32 protein-coding genes are annotated in these 18,702 nt (G+C 54.0%); 28 read left to right on the plus strand and 4 right to left on the minus strand.

Features of this window, described 5'->3' with window-relative positions; all coding sequences use genetic code 11:
* From IPL32_19520 to IPL32_19565, 10 genes are all read left to right on the plus strand, one after another.
* On the plus strand, positions 1-156 hold a 156-nt coding region (locus IPL32_19520), incomplete at its 5' end, for a hypothetical protein (GenBank protein MBK8468009.1).
* A gap of 104 nt (positions 157-260) precedes the next feature.
* Positions 261-593, plus strand: coding sequence for a hypothetical protein (locus IPL32_19525; GenBank protein ID MBK8468010.1), 333 nt, complete (start codon positions 261-263; stop codon positions 591-593).
* A gap of 60 nt (positions 594-653) precedes the next feature.
* The gene (locus tag IPL32_19530; protein MBK8468011.1) at positions 654-1,088 is read left to right on the plus strand and encodes a hypothetical protein; all 435 of its coding nucleotides are present in this window, start codon (positions 654-656) and stop codon (positions 1,086-1,088) included.
* A gap of 91 nt (positions 1,089-1,179) precedes the next feature.
* On the plus strand, positions 1,180-1,491 hold the full coding sequence (locus IPL32_19535; GenBank protein MBK8468012.1) for a hypothetical protein: 312 nt from the start codon (positions 1,180-1,182) through the stop codon (positions 1,489-1,491).
* Positions 1,434-1,880 carry a hypothetical protein gene (locus tag IPL32_19540; GenBank protein MBK8468013.1) on the plus strand — a complete coding sequence of 149 codons (447 nt, stop codon included), beginning with the start codon at positions 1,434-1,436 and terminating at the stop codon, positions 1,878-1,880. The genes IPL32_19535 and IPL32_19540 overlap by 58 nt, the downstream gene beginning before the upstream one ends.
* Positions 1,881-2,219: 339 nt before the next feature.
* Positions 2,220-2,468, plus strand: a complete 249-nt coding sequence (locus IPL32_19545) for a winged helix-turn-helix transcriptional regulator (GenBank protein ID MBK8468014.1) — start codon at positions 2,220-2,222, stop codon at positions 2,466-2,468.
* Positions 2,469-3,183: 715 nt separating this feature from the next.
* The gene (locus tag IPL32_19550; GenBank protein MBK8468015.1) at positions 3,184-3,420 is read left to right on the plus strand and encodes a hypothetical protein; all 237 of its coding nucleotides are present in this window, start codon (positions 3,184-3,186) and stop codon (positions 3,418-3,420) included.
* A 148-nt stretch (positions 3,421-3,568) separates the two neighbouring features.
* On the plus strand, positions 3,569-4,303 hold the full coding sequence (locus IPL32_19555) for a hypothetical protein (GenBank protein MBK8468016.1): 735 nt from the start codon (positions 3,569-3,571) through the stop codon (positions 4,301-4,303).
* Between the two features lie 14 nt (positions 4,304-4,317).
* Positions 4,318-4,773: a hypothetical protein gene (locus IPL32_19560; GenBank protein ID MBK8468017.1), complete on the plus strand. Its 456-nt coding sequence runs from the start codon at positions 4,318-4,320 to the stop codon at positions 4,771-4,773.
* A gap of 68 nt (positions 4,774-4,841) precedes the next feature.
* A complete protein-coding gene (locus IPL32_19565; GenBank protein ID MBK8468018.1) occupies positions 4,842-5,438 on the plus strand; it encodes a hypothetical protein in 597 nt (198 codons plus the stop codon).
* Between the two features lie 131 nt (positions 5,439-5,569).
* Here IPL32_19565 and IPL32_19570 read toward each other — a convergent pair whose 3' ends face one another.
* The 4 genes from IPL32_19570 to IPL32_19585 all read right to left on the minus strand — a co-directional run bounded on the left by IPL32_19570 (position 5,570) and on the right by IPL32_19585 (position 7,856).
* The gene (locus IPL32_19570) at positions 5,570-5,872 is read right to left on the minus strand and encodes a hypothetical protein (protein MBK8468019.1); all 303 of its coding nucleotides are present in this window, start codon (positions 5,870-5,872) and stop codon (positions 5,570-5,572) included.
* A gap of 300 nt (positions 5,873-6,172) precedes the next feature.
* A complete protein-coding gene (locus IPL32_19575) occupies positions 6,173-6,508 on the minus strand; it encodes a hypothetical protein (protein MBK8468020.1) in 336 nt (111 codons plus the stop codon).
* Between the two features lie 3 nt (positions 6,509-6,511).
* A complete protein-coding gene (locus tag IPL32_19580; GenBank protein MBK8468021.1) occupies positions 6,512-6,709 on the minus strand; it encodes a hypothetical protein in 198 nt (65 codons plus the stop codon).
* A 280-nt stretch (positions 6,710-6,989) separates the two neighbouring features.
* Positions 6,990-7,856, minus strand: coding sequence for a tyrosine-type recombinase/integrase (locus tag IPL32_19585; protein MBK8468022.1), 867 nt, complete (start codon positions 7,854-7,856; stop codon positions 6,990-6,992).
* A 203-nt stretch (positions 7,857-8,059) separates the two neighbouring features.
* On the opposite strand from IPL32_19585, the gene IPL32_19590 reads away from it, so the two are divergent.
* From IPL32_19590 to IPL32_19675, 18 genes are all read left to right on the plus strand, one after another.
* Positions 8,060-8,341: a hypothetical protein gene (locus IPL32_19590; GenBank protein ID MBK8468023.1), complete on the plus strand. Its 282-nt coding sequence runs from the start codon at positions 8,060-8,062 to the stop codon at positions 8,339-8,341.
* Between the two features lie 2 nt (positions 8,342-8,343).
* Positions 8,344-9,042 carry a hypothetical protein gene (locus tag IPL32_19595; protein ID MBK8468024.1) on the plus strand — a complete coding sequence of 233 codons (699 nt, stop codon included), beginning with the start codon at positions 8,344-8,346 and terminating at the stop codon, positions 9,040-9,042.
* 177 nt (positions 9,043-9,219) lie between these two features.
* On the plus strand, positions 9,220-9,972 hold the full coding sequence (locus tag IPL32_19600) for a ParA family protein (protein MBK8468025.1): 753 nt from the start codon (positions 9,220-9,222) through the stop codon (positions 9,970-9,972).
* The gene (locus tag IPL32_19605; protein ID MBK8468026.1) at positions 9,965-10,234 is read left to right on the plus strand and encodes a hypothetical protein; all 270 of its coding nucleotides are present in this window, start codon (positions 9,965-9,967) and stop codon (positions 10,232-10,234) included. The genes IPL32_19600 and IPL32_19605 overlap by 8 nt, the downstream gene beginning before the upstream one ends.
* 194 nt (positions 10,235-10,428) lie before the next feature.
* A complete protein-coding gene (locus tag IPL32_19610) occupies positions 10,429-10,707 on the plus strand; it encodes a type II toxin-antitoxin system RelE/ParE family toxin (protein ID MBK8468027.1) in 279 nt (92 codons plus the stop codon).
* An 11-nt stretch (positions 10,708-10,718) separates the two neighbouring features.
* Entirely contained in the window at positions 10,719-11,021 is a 303-nt protein-coding gene (locus IPL32_19615) for a HigA family addiction module antidote protein (GenBank protein ID MBK8468028.1), read from the plus strand.
* A 182-nt stretch (positions 11,022-11,203) separates the two neighbouring features.
* Positions 11,204-11,446 carry a hypothetical protein gene (locus IPL32_19620; protein ID MBK8468029.1) on the plus strand — a complete coding sequence of 81 codons (243 nt, stop codon included), beginning with the start codon at positions 11,204-11,206 and terminating at the stop codon, positions 11,444-11,446.
* A complete protein-coding gene (locus IPL32_19625; protein ID MBK8468030.1) occupies positions 11,446-11,682 on the plus strand; it encodes a hypothetical protein in 237 nt (78 codons plus the stop codon). The genes IPL32_19620 and IPL32_19625 overlap by 1 nt, the downstream gene beginning before the upstream one ends.
* 2 nt (positions 11,683-11,684) lie before the next feature.
* Positions 11,685-12,290: a hypothetical protein gene (locus IPL32_19630; GenBank protein ID MBK8468031.1), complete on the plus strand. Its 606-nt coding sequence runs from the start codon at positions 11,685-11,687 to the stop codon at positions 12,288-12,290.
* On the plus strand, positions 12,281-12,595 hold the full coding sequence (locus IPL32_19635) for a hypothetical protein (GenBank protein MBK8468032.1): 315 nt from the start codon (positions 12,281-12,283) through the stop codon (positions 12,593-12,595). The genes IPL32_19630 and IPL32_19635 overlap by 10 nt, the downstream gene beginning before the upstream one ends.
* Positions 12,579-13,220, plus strand: coding sequence for a hypothetical protein (locus IPL32_19640; protein ID MBK8468033.1), 642 nt, complete (start codon positions 12,579-12,581; stop codon positions 13,218-13,220). Before IPL32_19635 ends, IPL32_19640 begins: the two co-directional genes overlap by 17 nt.
* Positions 13,189-13,623 (plus strand): hypothetical protein, encoded by a 435-nt coding sequence (locus tag IPL32_19645; GenBank protein MBK8468034.1) that lies wholly within the window; start codon positions 13,189-13,191, stop codon positions 13,621-13,623. Before IPL32_19640 ends, IPL32_19645 begins: the two co-directional genes overlap by 32 nt.
* 308 nt (positions 13,624-13,931) lie before the next feature.
* Complete coding sequence (locus tag IPL32_19650) at positions 13,932-14,159, plus strand: hypothetical protein (protein MBK8468035.1); 228 nt, start codon at positions 13,932-13,934, stop codon at positions 14,157-14,159.
* Positions 14,160-14,246: 87 nt separating this feature from the next.
* Positions 14,247-14,537: a hypothetical protein gene (locus IPL32_19655; GenBank protein MBK8468036.1), complete on the plus strand. Its 291-nt coding sequence runs from the start codon at positions 14,247-14,249 to the stop codon at positions 14,535-14,537.
* Between the two features lie 206 nt (positions 14,538-14,743).
* On the plus strand, positions 14,744-14,953 hold the full coding sequence (locus IPL32_19660) for a hypothetical protein (protein MBK8468037.1): 210 nt from the start codon (positions 14,744-14,746) through the stop codon (positions 14,951-14,953).
* 222 nt (positions 14,954-15,175) lie between these two features.
* Positions 15,176-17,347 (plus strand): winged helix-turn-helix transcriptional regulator, encoded by a 2,172-nt coding sequence (locus tag IPL32_19665; protein MBK8468038.1) that lies wholly within the window; start codon positions 15,176-15,178, stop codon positions 17,345-17,347.
* 240 nt (positions 17,348-17,587) lie between these two features.
* Positions 17,588-17,824, plus strand: a complete 237-nt coding sequence (locus tag IPL32_19670) for a hypothetical protein (GenBank protein ID MBK8468039.1) — start codon at positions 17,588-17,590, stop codon at positions 17,822-17,824.
* A 147-nt stretch (positions 17,825-17,971) separates the two neighbouring features.
* On the plus strand, positions 17,972-18,553 hold the full coding sequence (locus IPL32_19675) for a hypothetical protein (GenBank protein ID MBK8468040.1): 582 nt from the start codon (positions 17,972-17,974) through the stop codon (positions 18,551-18,553).
* Positions 18,554-18,702: the final 149 nt, after the last annotated feature.

Below are 18,702 nucleotides of genomic sequence, written 5' to 3' on the forward strand. Positions count from 1 at the left end.
CACTGTAAACCTGCGGTTTATGACGCCATGCAGAGCGCCTTCACAGTGGGGATTGCGCTGGGGATGCACTCTACGCCGACCGCCATTGATGAGGCGATTGTCAATGGCGATCTGGAGGAGCTGCTCAAAGACGCTCTGTCGAAACTGATCGACTGATTGATATGCGAAAGACGTAGCCTGTACGATTACAGGCTACGTCTGTTTTTTTAGTTACTTTTGTATTATAACATTTGTTATAGCATAAAAGTAACATTTTTGCAGTGAATATTACAAAACTGATCGATATTTTGAATACTGCATATGCAGGTGATTATATTGTGAGCGTAAAACCTGCCCGATCAACAGAGGATGGAGATTATGAGCAGATGATGATTCTGGGAACTGAAGTGCAGCGGCGCAGAGGTGGCATCACGCGGAATACTGAACAAATCGCCCTTCGCCTGCCTCATGAACTGAAAGCTGAAATTGACGGTCTTTCGGCCAGTCGCAGAATTTCGCGAACAACTATTCTACTCGAAGGCGCTCAACTGTTCATGCAACAATTTGCGGCGGAGAGGCGCAGTAACCATAGAAACGAAGCGCCCTGCTCGTGACAGCAGGGCGTTTCTAAATCGTCGTTTTTTCTCATAAATATACATCGGTAATTATGACATATGTTATATAATAACACAAATTTCGATAATTTCGCGAAACGCCAGCCGGATGGCCAGCGTTCCACGGATCTGGAGGGAGGGCATCCCTCTCCCCATTTTAACACACCTGACGCTAGTATAAAAACTTCGCATATTGAGCGGAGCGAACAGCGATCACAGATTGCCCAATTTGCGGCCTGGGGCTTTACCTTCACTCTCTTAAATGGCAAAGTGCCCTTCACAAAGGGGTGGCAGAACCGGCCTTTTACCGCAGAAGAGGCCAGCCGTCACCCTGGCAATGCGGGCGTTCATGCCGGCACCCACAGTAACAACACTGTTTGGATCGACACTGACACCGGCTTTCCTCATCTTCTCGACACGTTTCCCATTTTAAAAAACTCGCTCATTTCCTACCGCGACAACGCCCCAGAGCGGGGAAGGTGGCGATCCGCATAACTGATCGTCTCCCGTTGCGGCCAAAGCACGCCGGCCGGAGGAGAAACAACCCTTTGCCGAACTCCTATCTACGGGTAATCAGGCGGCGGTTGTGGGTACGCACCCATCCGGCGCCCTCTACCAAAACAATGGGCGGGCGCCTATCGAGATGACCTTTGTCGAGCTTGCCGACATTTGGCGAGCCTGGACAGGCGAGGAATTGACCGATACCAAAGCCGACAAGGCCAAGCGCCCTGCTACCTCCCAACCCATCGGTGATGCCACCACTAAGCCCACAGAACGCACGCATTCACAGAATAGCACGGCTGACCGAGTACGAGAGCACTGGACGGTTTTGGAAGTCTTGTGCCACTTTGTTGGCTGGGCGAAATGCGCAGTGAGCCAAACGGCGGATCCGTATTAGGTAACGGTGGGTTGCTCATTCAACCCAAGGGCGATATTTTCTATTCGTTCGCTGACAGTCGGGGCGGCGATGCCCTTGAATGCTGGGCATGGTGTACGGGCCTGAGCCGGGACCCAAGGGGCGGCGCTTTGTGGAAATGGCCCACTGACATGTTGCTGGTCAAAGGCATCGAAATAGAGCGCCCTACGCCGGCTGTTGACCTTCTTGCGCTGTGCGATGCCATCCTCACAACCGACTTAGGGCAGTTTGTTCCCGATGAACTGAAAGCCCAACGCAATGGCAAACCGGAATATCGCACGGCCTCAACCGACCGCCAAATCATCACCCGGATTCTACAGATCGCGCAGTCGGTCGCACCGACAACGTTAGCATCAACGCCTACCGGGTAGTGCGGCGTCAATACGGACGGCGAAACCGTGCAAGCCAAGTCGCACAAGAGTGTAGAGCCGGTTTTACGGCGCCATGCAGCTATTTGATGCCCAGCCAACCGACAAACCAAATACCTGGAATGTATCGATCAAAGTTGATATGATTACTTTTCCACTTGTAACACCAGTCTCTAGTGCTGCTAAGGTGGAAATCTAATCACATCAACTTTTTTACACTGGATGAATGACGACGGGTTCAGTGGTGGCACGTCCCGTCACCAACGCCAAGCGGCGCGGCGGGCCTCCTGCGATGGTGGCGACGATACGTTCCATGCCTTCCTAGATAGCCTATTACCCGGGTTGCAAGCGTGTGGGATCCCGGTCGTTGACGGGTTGCTGAACGCCGGCGGCAGCGGCACAACTGTCGATGAACTGACCCAATCATTTGGCCTCACCAAGTCGCTGGTGGCGACGATCATTCGCAAGTTGCGTGACATGGGCCTGATCGAGTCCCATCGTCAACATAAGGCGCCCTCTAGCCATATCATCGAAGCCCACGCCTTTCCAGGTGCTACAGTTTCGCCGACAGGGAGTTTTCAGGACCTATAACGGCGGCCTTTGTCGCTGGGAACGGACCTTGGAACGGGCGCAAAATAGAGCAGAAAACGGCCTGCGACCTCGCCACCGTGGGCGCTGACACCACACAACTGGAGCGCAAGATCGCCCGCCTGACCGAACAGCGGCGCCGGGTGCGTGAGCAGCTCTACCCATCTATGAGTAATGACGACCTCAACAAATGGGCCTATACACCGCTCTATCTACCGCCGGCGGGCGCCGAAACAAGCGCCGACTATGCCGGAACCGACCGCTGGCCCGGTATCGACTGACAGAACTAACCGGCCGCCTAACCCTGTCGGAGTCGGAATTTGCCGAGCTGGTAGAGTTAAGCGATATGTTGGGCGCTAACATCCCCTTTGCTGACAATCATTTGGGCGCAATACTATCGCAAACAAGCGGACATTGCGCAGATCATCACAACCACCTGTCGCTTGGCGGATGACGAGGCGGTGAAGGCACTATGACAACCTATAGATGCCCCACAGCGCGCCGCCTGGCCATGTTGCGCAAAGCCTGCGCCGGCGCTACGTGCCCCACAACCCGCGCCATGGTGCGGCGGTTGATGGCCGGCTGGTGGCCAGCCACACCAAGCTCAGAAAAGCCCGCGAGAGGAGCGTGAAAGGCCCATTTTCTTCGTCGTTTTTCGTCAAATCACACCGAAATTGATACAATTACTATTCGTGTAGTAGTGTTGCGTAGGTGGTGTATGGCTGAAAAACTGAGAAAAAAGGTTTTTTGTACGGGTGATGCTGCTCTGGATCTAATCTATGCCGTTGTGCGTCAAGTGCGCTTGGACATTCATTATAATGCAGAGATGACAGAGAAAGACGTGCCGCCGGCTGAGTTTTTAGACGAATTTCTTGACGGCGCTCGTGACAATCAGAGCGTGATCGTGCCGCAACGCAAAGCGCCAGCAAAGCACCGTGGACGGTGGCACGCATAGCCATAGGCTGACCTGTCATCTGTTGAAAATAATATTTTATTGCGCCGGTGCGCGGATCTTCTTGAGATCCGCGCACCCTTTTTTATTTTACGGACTGGAGAATGGATATGTTACCAGCACTGCAAGGTGAAAGAGGATCGGTGGCCCCATGACAGCAAACCTGTGGGACCGGCAGCCGTGGGACACTGATACGTCCTACTACATCTTTCAAACCTACTACCTACCCATGCAGCCCAACGAGCGCACGCTGGCCGATGCATACCGCAATTACCGATTATCAAAAGGTCTATTGAAGACAACGCCGGCAGGCGCGCTCATCAATGCCCCAGGCGCTTGGAAGAACTGGAGCGAAGGCCGCACACCAAAAGGCCACAAGCCAGCCGGCACGGTCTTTGAAAATAGCATAGGCTGGCCAGCGCGTGCCCGCGCCTATGACACCCATCTAAGCGAGCAGGCGCGCAAGGCAGAAGAAGAGCTGTGGAAGCAACGCCAACTCCAGATACGGCAGAAGGAATGGGACGCCGCCGAGGAGCTTTGGGAACGCTCTAAGCAGATGAGGCGGGCGCCGGTGTTTCGTCAAACTGTGACAGATGTTTTGGCGGAAGATGGAAAGACAATCAACCGTACCATCATCATAGAGCCGGCTGACTGGAAAGAAGCAGACGTAGCGCGCACAGTGGAAGAGGCCAGCCGGTTGGCGCGCAAGTCTGCCGAGATGGATCAAGAGAAGGTGAGTATAGGCGACTGGCGGCAAGAGTTAGCCCAAGCCGGCATCGATCCGGACTTCTTCTATGGCCTTTTGGTGGCAGCCATCGCAGCGCAGGAAGCCGGTGTAACGCAGCAGCATGTATTAGAGCTTGTTCGTTCAGCAGCAAATAAATAGACAGGAGAGAGAGTATGTCATTGAAGGCAGTGCAACAACAGTACAACGAAGCCCTTGCAAAACTACAGGAGTTAGATCGGGCTATTTCCGAAGCGGTAGCCGCCAATAGCCAAGTCGGCTACATCGTTGATGAGAGCCAGATCCGTTTTCAGCGCCGCCGGCACGCTGAGGTAGTTGATATGCATCGACGGACGCTGCAGGATCATCTCAACCGAAAAGATGAACTGGAAGGCCAGATCGAAAAACTGCGGGCTGAGCTGAAACGGTGGCAGCCTAACATGCCTGAACGATTGCTGCAAGTGGACAGCGACATTGCAGCAATCCATGCGACCCTTGGGCGGTACTACCCGTTTTTAGTGGAACAACTGAGAAGCGCCGCTATCCACGTCAGTGGCGTTTTGCAGCACTATCGCGGCCTGTGTGACCGCTTAGCCGACTGCGAAAAATCATTGCAGCAACTTCTAGCGTAGTGAGTGTTGAAACTGGCTTGCAGAAACCGGCCTATTTTCAATGAAACAAGGTAGGTCGGTATGTTTCTATGTTTTGCGATTTTATGCAAATGGTGACCTTCCTATTGATTCAGGCAAAAAGGGTGCTGTATGAAGTATCTAGCCCGCTTTTCCTGCTGATGGCCCTGGCCGCCGGCTGTGGTGGGAATGAAATAGACGCAAGCGAGATGAGTTCCCTTGTGTCTACCACAGATGGCGCGAACGGCATGGTGTTTTACTTTGATAATCGCTCGCAGTCGCTCCAGGGCACCTACTTCTATCCATACATAGCGCAACGGGGCGATGACTTTTGGCTAAGGCTAAAAATCATCTATCGGCCTGACACGCTCGTCTTTATTGAAAAGTACGTTGTGACCACGCCGGATCGCACTTTCACCATAGAGCCGAATCTTGACCGGCTTGGCGAAACGGTAGAGGTAGACTGGATTGATGGAAAGTCGGTCGAGAAATTTGACGGCTTTGTTGCTGACAAGGATCTGGAGATGCTTAGAGCCGTGGCCACGTCGCCGGCAACGGAGGTCCGCTTTGTTGGGTCACAGGGCGAAGGCAGCGTTACCCTGACTGAAACGGAGCGTAAGATCGTGGCATCGATCTTGGCAGCCTATGAGACGATGATCGAGCAGTAACAACACTACACTACAGTTGTATGATTAAAGTCTGATTTTGTACAACAAAACCATCATACAACTGTAGTGTAGTGTTGTGTATCTATAAATAAGAAGAGGTGATCGACATGTCGATCACCTCTTCTTATTCCTCATTCGATTTTATCAAGGCTGGCTACATATTCCTGCAAACTACCTTTATACAGCAGGCGTCCTTTGTGCTTGAGTGACAACCCGTCACGCTCGTACCATCGTTCATACAGGTACTGCTGTGAACTGTTACCACGCACTGATAAGCGATCCTCGAAGTAATGGCCAGGCGCCAAAAGCTTTTCCTCTGGACTGGCTTCCTTCGCAAAGGGCGCTATGTCGGTCAACTCCTGCTGTAGCGCTGCAATCTCATCCCGGTTTAGGTCTGCGAGTAATTCACGAATCTTATTGAGTTTACTTTTCATTGTGCCTGTCCCCTGTTTGCAATCGGTCTATGTGTGTCTATTGTATCATATTTACACACACACTACTTGACGATTGCTCTACGATGTGTGTGTAGATTCACTAAAAAAGACACACAATCAGGGCAAAAAGAAACCGGCTGAAGCGTTCCCCCGAAGCGACCGAAGCCGCACGCAACAAGCCGGTTATGTGGATTATAACGCAGTGTGGGGAGTGGTGCAAGCCGGCGCCCTGGGGCCGCGGAAAAGTGTGAAAAAGTAAAATAGGTGTGGCTATAACCCTAAAGGTTATAGTTTTGGGCCTCACCTGGTGGCTCTCCTGATTTGTTCGACAATAAACGTAAAATCCTCTATGTCTAATCTACTGCCATGAAAACAATGATCGCCCTCGTCATAGTAGACCTTTGCCCCCTGGAGCCGAGCCGCAATGGCGCGGCCTTCGCTTTCGGGGATGACCACGCCGCGCAGATAGACGGCTGTGATGGTCCCTAGATTGGGCAAACGTTCTATACGCAGCCCATACCAGCCGGTAAGGGGATCGAAATAGATGCGGCGCCGGCCATGCTTCGCCCACTCACTACCCAACTGTGTAAGCGCAGCGAAATCGATGTTTTCGTCTAAAGTAGTGTGATGGTCCATAGCTCACCTGGTGGCCGGCGCCGGCCGGGCCTGGTCCCATGCCTGTTCAGCCTTGCGCCTGGCATCGGTGCGGAGCTGTCCAGCAACCCACAGCAACGCTGCCAACTTGCCCACGAGATAATCACGCTCCTCTGGGCCGGCATCGGCCATCATGCCGATGATCAATTCGATTTCTCGTTCAAGCTCATTCCTACTAACCATCGTTCTGTCCTCTTTTCTATCCTATGAAAAACGGGGCGCCCTGCGACGAAAGGCGCCAGCCTGGTACCAAATGACCTTGAAACGCAAATAGGGGCGTTCTGTGCGGTTTTACGCCATCCCTTCGTTAGCTGTTGCCGACTGGTCAACATAGCGCCGGGGCATGGTCAGGCTATTCCAGCCGCCGGCTTCCTGTAATGTAAAGACCCCCTTGGGCAACTTCTCTACACGGTTGCCCCAGTAGGTGGCCCAGTAGTGACGGCAATCATGCGCCGATAGGCCATCAATCCCGATGGCGGCGCCCAAGGTCCGCGCGCTCAGTAATGGCCGTTTCACTCATGCCGGCCTGGTCGAGCTTGCCACCCTTGCGGCTGCCACGGAGCAACGGACCTAAAGCCGGGGCATCGTTATTTTCAAAGTAAGCCTTGAGGGCTTGCAGGGCATCAGCCGACAGCTTATTATTCTGCGTCTTATCGACCTTTGGCCGGTAGAAGCCCACGATCATCCCCTTGCCCAAGTCGATATTGGTCACGGTCAGCGCTGCCACCTCGCCAGCGCGCAGCCCATGATCGAGCAATAGGGCCATGAGCGCAGCATCACGCCGGCTCTGTGGTGTATCAAGCGGCTGGGCCTTGAGCCGGGCGGCCTGGTCGTCACTGATGGCTACATGATCAGCCTTCTTGTTGCCTACTCGCTTGACCTCGCGCCGCTCATTCACCCGCTTGGCTTCTTTCTGGCCATAGCCGCGCACAGTTTGAATGAGCGCTAGATCCTGAGCACTGACAGTGCCGGCCTGAGCTGCCAACGCAGCGTAAACCTTCAAGGTGGACAGGCGCCGGTTGATCGACGCAACAGCGTGACCGGCCTTCAATTGCCATTCTACAAAGCCCTTGACAATGCCCCATGTCACCCCCTGCCAAGCGGCCGGGCTGTGCTGTAACTGCTCGCCACTGACCGCAACGCCGGCTGTAGTGAGGAAGTCGGCAAAGCTGGCCAAATCGAAGCCCTGGGCCTTAACGGTATTGGGCGCCTTGCGGCTGATGTAGTCGGCAAAGGTAGAGCCGGCGGCATAGTGATTGGCGACAGCGCCCAGTGCCGCCATTTGTTCAGCCGTCGCCAAAGTGGTTGTGATTGTGGTCAATTCGGTCATGCTTTCACCCCTATCCGATAGCTTTGAATAATGATAAATTATCTAAAGCTATAATAACAGAAAACCAGTTGGTTGTCAACGCTTTTCTTATGAAATGACGTGTTATTGACACCTATTGTATTGCGTGTTATCCTCTCTATTACAAAAGTATTTCGTGTATCCGTTATTCGTGTAGGTAATGACGTATTGTATGGAATGACGCAATGAGTACAAAACGACTAAATTTGACGGTTGATGCAGAAGCCGCCGATCTGCTTGAACGGATGGCCGGCGGGCGCAATAAAATGGGTGACTATCTGTCAACCCTGCTTAAGAGCATGAACGCCGGTACGCCGGCTGATGAAATTGAGCGAGTTGATAGAGAATCGCTTAAACTGATGCTACAAGGCATGGCGGGCCGGCTGACAGCGCTGGAGGGCCAGTACGCCAGTATGCAGGCCACAGTAGCAAAGTTGATTGCAGACCAGGCGAGGGGAGGGCGCTAAGGATGGATGATAATGCAGCCATAGTTCAGGAGATAGCGCAGGCGCTCAGCGAGCGCAATATAGCAGAAGTGCGGACGGCGGTTGCGGTGTTGGGGCCAGAGCGGGCCAAGGCGCTTATGCACCAGGCGCTAGAGGTAGAAGCGCAGGGCGGTATGATGACCGCCAATGAGAAACGTCGGCGGTCCCCCGGCGGTGTCTTCTTCCATCTCATCAAGCAAGGCGCAACCAAAGAAGAGCGCAAGGCCATCTTCCCAGCCAACCGCAACCCAAAGAAGAAGCAGAAGAGCGCCAGGGCTAAGGGATCACCCACGGCGCCGGCGATGACCTGGGATGAAGCGAAGCAACTCATTGCCCAAGCCCTTAAATCGACAGGAGAGGCCAGAACCGTGAAACTCACATTGATAGGTAGACCGCTGAAGGTCATTCAACAAAAAGATTGTGTGGTTGTCTCGCTGAAGGGGCGCGAGCCTAAGACGCTGCCCAAGGGGTTGCCGGCCGTGCCGGAAGGCAGCGCGATCACCTGGGCCGTGTTCATCGTCAATAAGCAGTGGAGCAAGGTGAAAGAGAGCATCGAGCAGAACCAAAGCGACGCACTCATCATCGAGGGCTATCCCATCGTCGGTAAGGGCGGTGTGGCGGCCGTCATGGCCACAAACTGCAAATCTGTGCTGATGGAACGGGCGCAGCGGGAACAGTCTTAGCAGTAATGCGTACACCTGCTAAACTCGAATTATACATAAGTCGTCTTTTGTTGAATATGAGTTTGGCAGGTGTACGCCCTCATTACTCCTCGTCTGCGTTTGCCCTCACAACCCCTGCGGATGTACACTACCCGTATTCCCACATAGAACCATAGCAGCATGAAAGCATAAAACCATATGCGAATCCTAACCTTTGCGAATCAAAAAGGCGGTGTAGCCAAGACCACCAGCGCCGTTAATGTGGCCGTGGGCCTGGCCATGCTACACAGCAAGCGTGTGCTTTTGGTTGATGCGGATCCACAGGCAAACGCCACCTACGCCACTGTAGGGGCCACAGAGCCGGCGCTCACTATCTATGACTTGTTGATCAACGATGCGGACCTGGCAGCCTGTGTCATGCCTACACGGCTGCCCAGCCTATCGTTACTACCCAGCTCTATCGACCTTGCCGGCGCTGAAGTCGAATTGCTCAGCGAGACAGGCGGCCAAACGCTACTACGCTCCAAACTGCGCGCCGCCAACTATGACTACATTATCATTGATGCGCCGCCGTCGCTGGGCCTGCTTTGCGTCAACACCCTAGCAGCCGCAACAGAGGTAATGATCCCCGTCGCCGTGGGTGTCTTCGCCTTGAAGGGCTTAGGCCGGCTGGAAGAGACGATAGCCAAGGTAAAAAGCCGGCTGGATAGACCCGACCTCAGAATCGGCGGTGTGTTTGTCACGATGGCCGATCAAACCAACGTGGCTAGGGATGTGAGCGAAGCGATACAGGTACGTTACGGCGCCCTCGCCTTTACCACCATCATCCCGCGCAGCGTGCGCACAGAGGAAGCCCACAGCCGAGCGCTGTCGGTGTTTGAACACGCACCCGGTAGTGCCGGCGCCGTGGCCTATGAACAACTGATACAGGAGATTATCAATCGTGGCTAAAAAATCAGGATTGGGGGCTGATGCCATCTTTGGCAGCAAGGCACCAGAAGCGCCCCAGAAGGCGCCAGAGCAACCCGGAGCACCACCAGCGCAGCCAGAGCCGGCAAAGATGCGCACGACCATTATGCTTGCCCCTGACGTGCTCATTCTGCTGAACCGGCTGAAAGAGCAGAGTATAAGCGCCGGCACACGCCAAACACAAGGCGAGATTATCGAAGATGCGATCCGCACCCTGGCTAGAATCAAAGACATAAAAGTATAAGAACTCTTATGCGATTTTATGACTTATGTTATATGTGTGTTGTAGATCATAAAAGCATAAAAGAGTATAAAGTTATATATGATTTTATGTAAAAATCTCACTTTTTTAAGGTTTCTCCTTAGCCAGTGCACAGGTGTGTACACTGGAAAAACTGTGTATTGACAAGTGTAGGCTTATGGCTTACAATAAAAGGCATGATTACATCGTTTCGACACAAGGCGCTGGAAGCCCTGTTTCTATATGATCAAAGCAAGGGATTACAACAGTCGCAAGTAAGAAGGTTGCGCGGGCTGTTACTGATTCTAAATAATGCCCATGCAATTGGGGATATAGATAGGCCAGGGCTGAACCTGCACCCACTAAAAGGCGGTAGAGTAGGCTTTTGGTCGATCAGGGTTGACGGCAACTATCGACTGATTTTCCGCTTTGAGGATGGTGACGCACTTGATGTTGATCTGGTTGATTACCACTGAGGGAATTTGAGATGCGAATGAAAAACCCGCCTCATCCTGGGGAAATTATTAGAGACTTTCACATAGAGCCACTGGGCCTAACCGTGACCGAAGCAGCAAAGGGGTTGGGCGTCAGTCGTTTTACCTTATCATCGTTGCTGAACGGCAAGCAAGGGATTAGCCCAGAGATGGCTTACCGCTTGTCAAAGTATTTTGGACCCACACCGGAAAGTTGGCTTGGGATGCAAATGGAGTACGATCTAGCGCAAATCAGAGAGAAGGGTGAAGCCTTGCCGGTGATACCCTATCAGCAACCGGAGGCTGTACCGGCTTAAAACAACTTTGTATGTAACCGGGCGTGTAGGTGGTTCAGACACCAACACACCCGTAACTATAACTCGCTGACACTACCAGCGGGCTACAGCTATAGCCATTATAGCAGCCCACAGCGAGTATTTAACATTCGTTGGTGGGCTGTTTTATTTACAGCCTCACCTATCCACAAGTGAGGTTTAACATGATTTCGAGTTACCAGTTTTCCCAACGTTTCGACGCTATATCCGTCATGGCCGGCGCTACCGTCGCCCTGTTCGCCCTCCTGCGCACGCTGGCCATTGTGCTGGGCCTGGCTGTGGGCCTGGCTGGCGCCTTCGCTGTGGTGGTCGCCTTCTGGCTGCCCATCTGCCAGATTGCCGGCTGTCTGGCGCTCATTGCGGCCTTTGCCTATGTGACCTACCCACGTAGCAAGGCGGTGAAGTAATGGACACCAAAGCCGTTTTGATTGTGCTATGTGCGGTTGTAGTTCTCTACACCCAAGGTTGTTTCGATGCCATCGGCGGCGGTAAGGGCAATGCCTCGATGCAGCCACCGGTTGACAGCAAAGCCTGTTACGCAGACGCACAGCAACAACTGTCACCGCAATGGGCCGGCGCCAGCAAGCTTGACCGGGCCATTGCAGCGTTTACCGTCATCACCACTTGCGAGGGGAGCAACTAACCATGAAAAACATTCTGCTACTTGGCCTGAGTATCCTAGTCCTGATTGCCCTATTTGGTGACGGTGGCTTAGAAGTTTCGCCCACTGTCTCGCCAAGTCTTGAGTTCAGCCCGGCGCTTGAGTTCAAGCCCAACGTGTCTTATGCACCCGACCGCAGTGTGACGACCAACAACATTGAAACCAATATCGAGCATCAAACTGTGATTGTGCAGGCGCCACCTTCAAGTGTGAACGATGGCGCGGCCGCCGGCGGCGTGACCCTGATTGACGGGGAGTCGCCAGCCGGGCCGGGGTGCGCCAACCTTTACCCTGGTGAGCAGATTTACAATGGGCCGGACCTGCAAGGGGCTTGCTTTGTGGAGAATGCGGAGGGCCAAAAATTCTTCATCAATCGCATGGGCACGCGCTGGCTGCTGGGCGGGTCGGTGGCTGAGGCGAACGGCGCCGGCACACAGCCAGCACTACAGGCACCAGACGCAGGGGTGAGCCTTGACCAACTGCAAGCGGCCTTCCTGCGCAACGGTGGGCAGCTTCCTTGGTTCTGGGACACTCGCAGCGAAGCCGCACAAATGGACTGGCTGAAGGAACAGAGTGAAACATGGAAATGATAATTGATATTTTCGTGGTAGTGGTGGGATGGTTGCTTGCGGCCGGCGCCCTGGTCTATGGGTGTATGCATGTTCCCCCGGGTGCATGGGCGCGGTGGTTGGTCTTTGTGGCCGGCGCGGTGATTGCAACGCAGTTTGGTTGGTTGCCACTGTTGCCCCTGTTCGGCTTTCATGCCGGCGCTGTCGAACAGTATGCCGCCCTGGTTCTGGCTACAATCGGCTTGAAGCTAATCATGGAATGGGCTTTGCCCTGGCTGGTGTGGTCGGTGGAAGTAGATGAGGTGAGCGATGAGCAAGCAAGTTGATATTGAGATTGTCGATTATGATACGGGCTATCTTGACGCCATCGACGGCAGTGTGACGGACATCGCCACCACCGCCCTGGCCACTACCCACACGGCTAATCACGCGGCAATCACGCAGCAATCACGCGGCGCCCTGGTATTGCCCCCGCCGAAACAAGACGGCAACAGTCCGTTGGCCGGCGCCCTGGCTCATCTGATGGCGCCCCAACAGAGCAACGGACAGCTGGACGCCTACGCCATCCAGCACATGCAAGCAATGAGTGAGAAGAGCAGCCCAATGGAGCGCAACCGGGCAAAGCTTATCTTGGTAGCCGGCTGGGTGGCCATAGCGGGGATCGTCGCCCTGGGCCTGCATAAAGCAGACCTGATTGATGACCGGATGGCCTGGCTGTGCTTCGTGATTGCCTTCGCCTATGGGGTGTACAAGTCGAACGCCGATGAGAACGCCCACAGCCCGGCTGGGGTCGAGCGGCACAAAACGGACATCTACGGCAAGATCCGGATCACTGAAATCAAGGCGGCGGATAAGGCCAACGAACGGGCGCATGAAACATTCGGCAAGGTTGTAAACAAGGTTTACGGAGGTGAGGATCGTGCTCAAAATCGAATCACACGCCAACGGTAAAGTGAGCAGCAATACAGAAGCACTGTACCGGGAACTGTTGCGCCTTCGTGGCGAAGTGGCCCATCTGCGGAATAAGCTGCCATCCAGCACCCGGGGATCCAAGATTGTACGGGCTGCTGTTGTCGATGCCCACGCCATTATCCTGGCTGCCTTCAGCGGCCAATCGACGGGTGTGGCTGCCATGTACAAATCCGGCATGAGCAAACGCCGCTGGGCATGGGCCGTTGCCTTCCTGCGCTATGCCGGCATTGTGGCCAAAGAAAGCCGACAATGGCGCAACGGGTTAGAGTTCACAGTAACCGATCTAGATGAGTCTATCGCCCTGTTGGAGCGCGCCGGCGCCGAATTGATGGACAGCAAAGAAGGGTATCGGCGCCTGTCCTTATTGCTGAAATCAAGCTGATGTATATCAGGGGAGCGTACCTACAACGTGCCTCCCCTGATACCTACCACAAATCTACAACGAGCCTACAACGCTGCCTACAACGATATACGAGCCGTAATCACACAGAGCCTACAACGAACCTACAACAGTACCTACAACACCTCCCAGGACGGGGGTATACCTCTGGGAATGGATGCTTAAGGCGACACAGTGACGGGGCAAAAAAGCGCCAACAGGCGCCCACACTCGCACGCACAAACAGGCGCCAATCACACACGGTCAACTTGTAATGATGGTGGCCACTGCCCACCAAGGAAAGGATGATCATGATACAACAAAAACGCAATCGCCAACCTACTAAGCCAGCCGGGCCAGAAGGATGGCAGAATTTCCCGATAGTGGCATACACGGAACTGGATGGGCGCCAAGTGCCGATCCGGTCCGATAAGCCGCTAGAGGTAGCGGCGACACGCGCTTTGCTATTGCTGGAAAATTTGCCGCCGGTTAAACATCGCCGCAATGGCGAGCTTGCCACTTTGGCAGATACACAGTAAATATCAATCAAAGTAATTTTATCAACCGGGAGTAACCGCAGCAGTCATCACACCCACTCCCTCAATAGACCACACAGGGAGAATACTATGAATACCGAGATCATTATCGAAATTTTTGAGGAAATCGAGCCGGCCATGATCGTTCATCACCGGGAGTTCAATGCGCTCTTGCGGCTTATCAAGCCCACGATGACACCGGAGATGTGGAGCAAGATCGAGAGCACTGTAAACCTGCGAGTTTATGACGCCATGCAGAGCGCCTTCACAGTGGGGATTGCGCTGGGGATGCACTCTACGCCGACCGCCATTGATGAGGCGATTGTCAATGGCGATCTGGAGGAGCTGCTCAAAGACGCTCTGTCGAAACTGATCGACTGATTGATATGCGAAAGACGTAGCCTGTACGATTACAGGCTACGTCTGTTTTTTTAGTTACTTTTGTATTATAACATTTGTTATAGCATAAAAGTAACATTTTTGCAGTGAATATTACAAAAACTGATCCCGATATTTTGAATACTGCATATGCAGGTGGTATTATATTGTGAGCGTAAGACCTACCCGATCAACAGAGGATGGAGATTATGAGCGAGATGATGATTCTGGGAACTGAAGTGCAGCGGCGCAGAGGTGGCATCACGCGGAATACTGAACAAATCGCCCTTCGCCTGCCTCATGAACTGAAAGCTGAAATTGACGGTCTTTCGGCCAGTCGCGGAATTTCGCGAACAACTATTCTACTCGAAGGCGCTCAACTGTTCATGCAACAATTTGCGGCGGAGAGAGCGCAGTAGCCATAGAAAACGAAGCGCCCTGCTCGTGACAGCAGGGCGTTTCTAAATCGTCGTTTTTTCTCAGAAATATACATCGGTAATTATGACATATGTTATATAATAACACAAATTTCGATAATTTCGCGAAACGCCAGCCGGATGGCCAGCGTTCCACGGATCTGGAGGGAGGGCATCCCTCTCCCCATTTTAACACACCTGACGCTAGTATAAAAACTTCGCATATTGAGCGGAGCGAACAGCGATCCAGATTGCCCATTTGCGGCCTGGGGCTTTACCTTCACTCTCTTAAATGGCAAAGTGCCCTTCACAAAGGGGTGGCAGAACCGGCCTTTTACCGCAGAAGAGGCCAGCCGTCACCCTGGCAATGCGGGCGTTCATGCCGGCACCCACAGTAACAACACTGTTTGGATCGACACTGACACCGGCTTTCCTCATCTTCTCGACACGTTTCCCATTTTAAAAAACTCGCTCATTTCCTACCGCGACAACGCCCCAGAGCGGGGGAAGGTGGCGATCCGCATAACTGATCGTCTCCCCGTTGCGGCCAAAGCACGCCGGCCGGAGGAGAAACAACCCTTTGCCGAACTCCTATCTACGGGTAATCAGGCGGCGGTTGTGGGTACGCACCCATCCGGCGCCCTCTACCAAAACAATGGGCGGGCGCCTATCGAGATGACCTTTGTCGAGCTTGCCGACATTTGGCGAGCCTGGACAGGCGAGGAATTGACCGATACCAAAGCCGACAAGGCCAAGCGCCCTGCTACCTCCCAACCCATCGGTGATGCCACCACTAAGCCCACAGAACGCACGCATTCACAGAATAGCCTGGCTGACCGAGTACGAGAGCACTGGACGGTTTTGGAAGTCTTGTGCCACTTTGGCCGGCTGGGCGAAATGCGCAGTGAGCCAAACGGCGAGATCCGGGTATTGGGTAACGGTGGGTTGCTCATTCAACCCAAGGGCGATATTTTCTATTCGTTCGCTGACAGTCGGGGCGGCGATGCCCTTGAATGCTGGGCATGGTGTACGGGCCTGAGCCGGGCACCCAAGGGGCGGCGCTTTGTGGAAATGGCCCATGACATGTTGCTGGCCAAAGGCATCGAAATAGAGCGCCCTACGCCGGCTGTTGACCTTCTTGCGCTGTGCGATGCCATCCTCACAACCGACTTAGGGCAGTTTGTTCCCGATGAACTGAAAGCCCAACGCAATGGCAAACCGGAATATCGCACGGCCTCAACCGACCGCCAAATCATCACCCGGATTCTACAGATCATGCGCGCAGTCGGTCGCACCGACAACGTTAGCATCAACGCCTACCGGGTAGTGCGCGGCGTCAATACGGACGGCGAAACCGTGCAAGCCAAGTCGCACAAGAGTGTAGAGCCGGTTTTACGGCGCCATGCCTGGCTATTTGATGCCCAGCCAACCGACAAACCAAATACCTGGAATGTATCGATCAAAGTTGATATGATTACTTTTCCACTTGTAACACCAGTCTCTAGTGCTGCTAAAGGTGGAAATCTAATCACATCAACTTTTTTACACTGGATGAATGACGACGGGTTCAGTGGTGGCACGTCCCGTCACCAACGCCAAGCGGCGCGGCGGGCCTCCTGCGATGGTGGCGACGATACGTTCCATGCCTTCCTAGATAGCCTATTACCCGGGTTGCAAGCGTGTGGGATCCTGGTCGTTGACGGGTTGCTGAACGCCGGCGGCAGCGGCACAACTGTCGATGAACTGACCCAATCATTTGGCCTCACCAAGTCGCTGGTGGCGACGATCATTCGCAAGTTGCGTGACATGGGCCTGATCGAGTCCCATCGTCAACATAAGGCGCCCTCTATCCATATCATCGAAGCCCACGCCTTTCAGGTGCTACAGTTTCGCCGACAGGAGTTTCGGACCTATAACGGCGGCCTTTGTCGCTGGGAACGGACCTTGGAACGGGCGCAAAATAGAGCAGAGAAAACGGCCTGCGACCTCGCCACCGTGGGCGCTGACACCACACAACTGGAGCGCAAGATCGCCCGCCTGACCGAACAGCGGCGCCGGGTGCGTGAGCAGCTCTACCCATCTATGAGTAATGACGACCTCAACAAATGGGCCTATACACCGCTCTATCTACCGCCGGCCGGGCGCCAGAAACAAGCGCCGACTATGCCGGAACCGACCGCGCTGGCCTGGTATCGACTGACAGAACTAACCGGCCGCCTAACCCTGTCGGAGTCGGAATTTGCCGAGCTGGTAGAGTTAAGCGATATGTTGGGCGCTAACATCCCCTTTGCTGACAATCTCATTTGGGCGCAATACTATCGCAAACAAGCGGACATTGCGCAGATCATCACAACCACCTGTCGCTTGGCGGATGACGAGGCGGTGAAGGCACTATGACAACCTATAGATGCCCCACAGCGCGCCGCCTGGCCATGTTGCGCAAAAGCCTGCGCCGGCGCTACGTGCCCCACAACCCGCATGGTGCGGCGGTTGATGGCCGGCTGGTGGCCAGCCACACCAAGCTCAGAAAAGCCCGCGAGAGGAGCGTGAAAGGCCCATTTTCTTCGTCGTTTTTCGTCAAATCACACCGAAATTGATACAATTACTATTCGTGTAGTAGTGTTGCGTAGGTGGTGTATGGCTGAAAAACTGAGAAAAAAGGTTTTTTGTACGGGTGATGCTGCTCTGGATCTAATCTATGCCGTTGTGCGTCAAGCACGCTTGGACATTCATTTTAATGCAGTTATGACAGAGAAAGACGTGCCGCCGGCTGAGTTTTTAGACGAATTTCTTGACGGCGCTCGTGACAATCAGAGCGTGATCGTGCCGCAACGCAAAGCGCCAGCAAGGCACCGTGGACGGTGGCACGCATAGCCATAGGCTGACCTGTCATCTGTTGAAAATAATATTTTATTGCGCCGGGTGCGCGGATCTTCTTGAGATCCGCACCCTTTTTACTTTTACGGACTGGAGAATGGATATGTTACCAGCACTGCAAGGTGAAAGAGGATCGGTGGCCCCATGACAGCAAACCTGTGGGACCGGCAGCCGTGGGACACTGATACGTCCTACTACATCTTTCAAACCTACTACCTACCCATGCAGCCCAACGAGCGCACGCTGGCCGATGCCTACCGCAATTACCGTCTGTCAAAAGGATTATCAAAGACGACGCCGTCCGGCACACCCATCAACGCCCCAGGCGCCTGGAAGAACTGGAGCGAAGGCCGCACCTCGAAGGGCCACAAGCCATCCGGCACCGTCTTTGAAAATAGCATAGGCTGGCCAGCGCGTGCCCGCGCCTATGACACCCATCTAAGCGAGCAGGCGCGCAAGGCAGAAGAAGAGCTGTGGAAGCAACGCCAACTCCAGATACGGCAGAAGGAATGGGACGCCGCCGAGGAGCTTTGGGAACGCTCTAAGCAGATGAGGCGGGCGCCGGTGTTTCGTCAAACTGTGACAGATGTTTTGGCGGAAGATGGAAAGACAATCAACCGTACCATCATCATAGAGCCGGCTGACTGGAAAGAAGCAGACGTAGCGCACAGTGGAAGAGGCCAGCCGGTTGGCGCAAGTCTGCCGAGATGGATCAAGAGAAGGTGAGTATAGGCGACTGGCGGCAAGAGTTAGCCAAGCCGGCATCGATCCGGACTTCTTCTATGGCCTTTTGGTGGCAGCCATCGCAGCGCAGGAAGCCGGTGTAACGCAGCAGCATGTATTAGAGCTTGTTCGTTCAGCAGCAAATAAATAGA

It is taken from the genome of Chloracidobacterium sp., from assembly GCA_016711345.1.
GTDB lineage: Bacteria > Acidobacteriota > Blastocatellia > Pyrinomonadales > Pyrinomonadaceae > OLB17.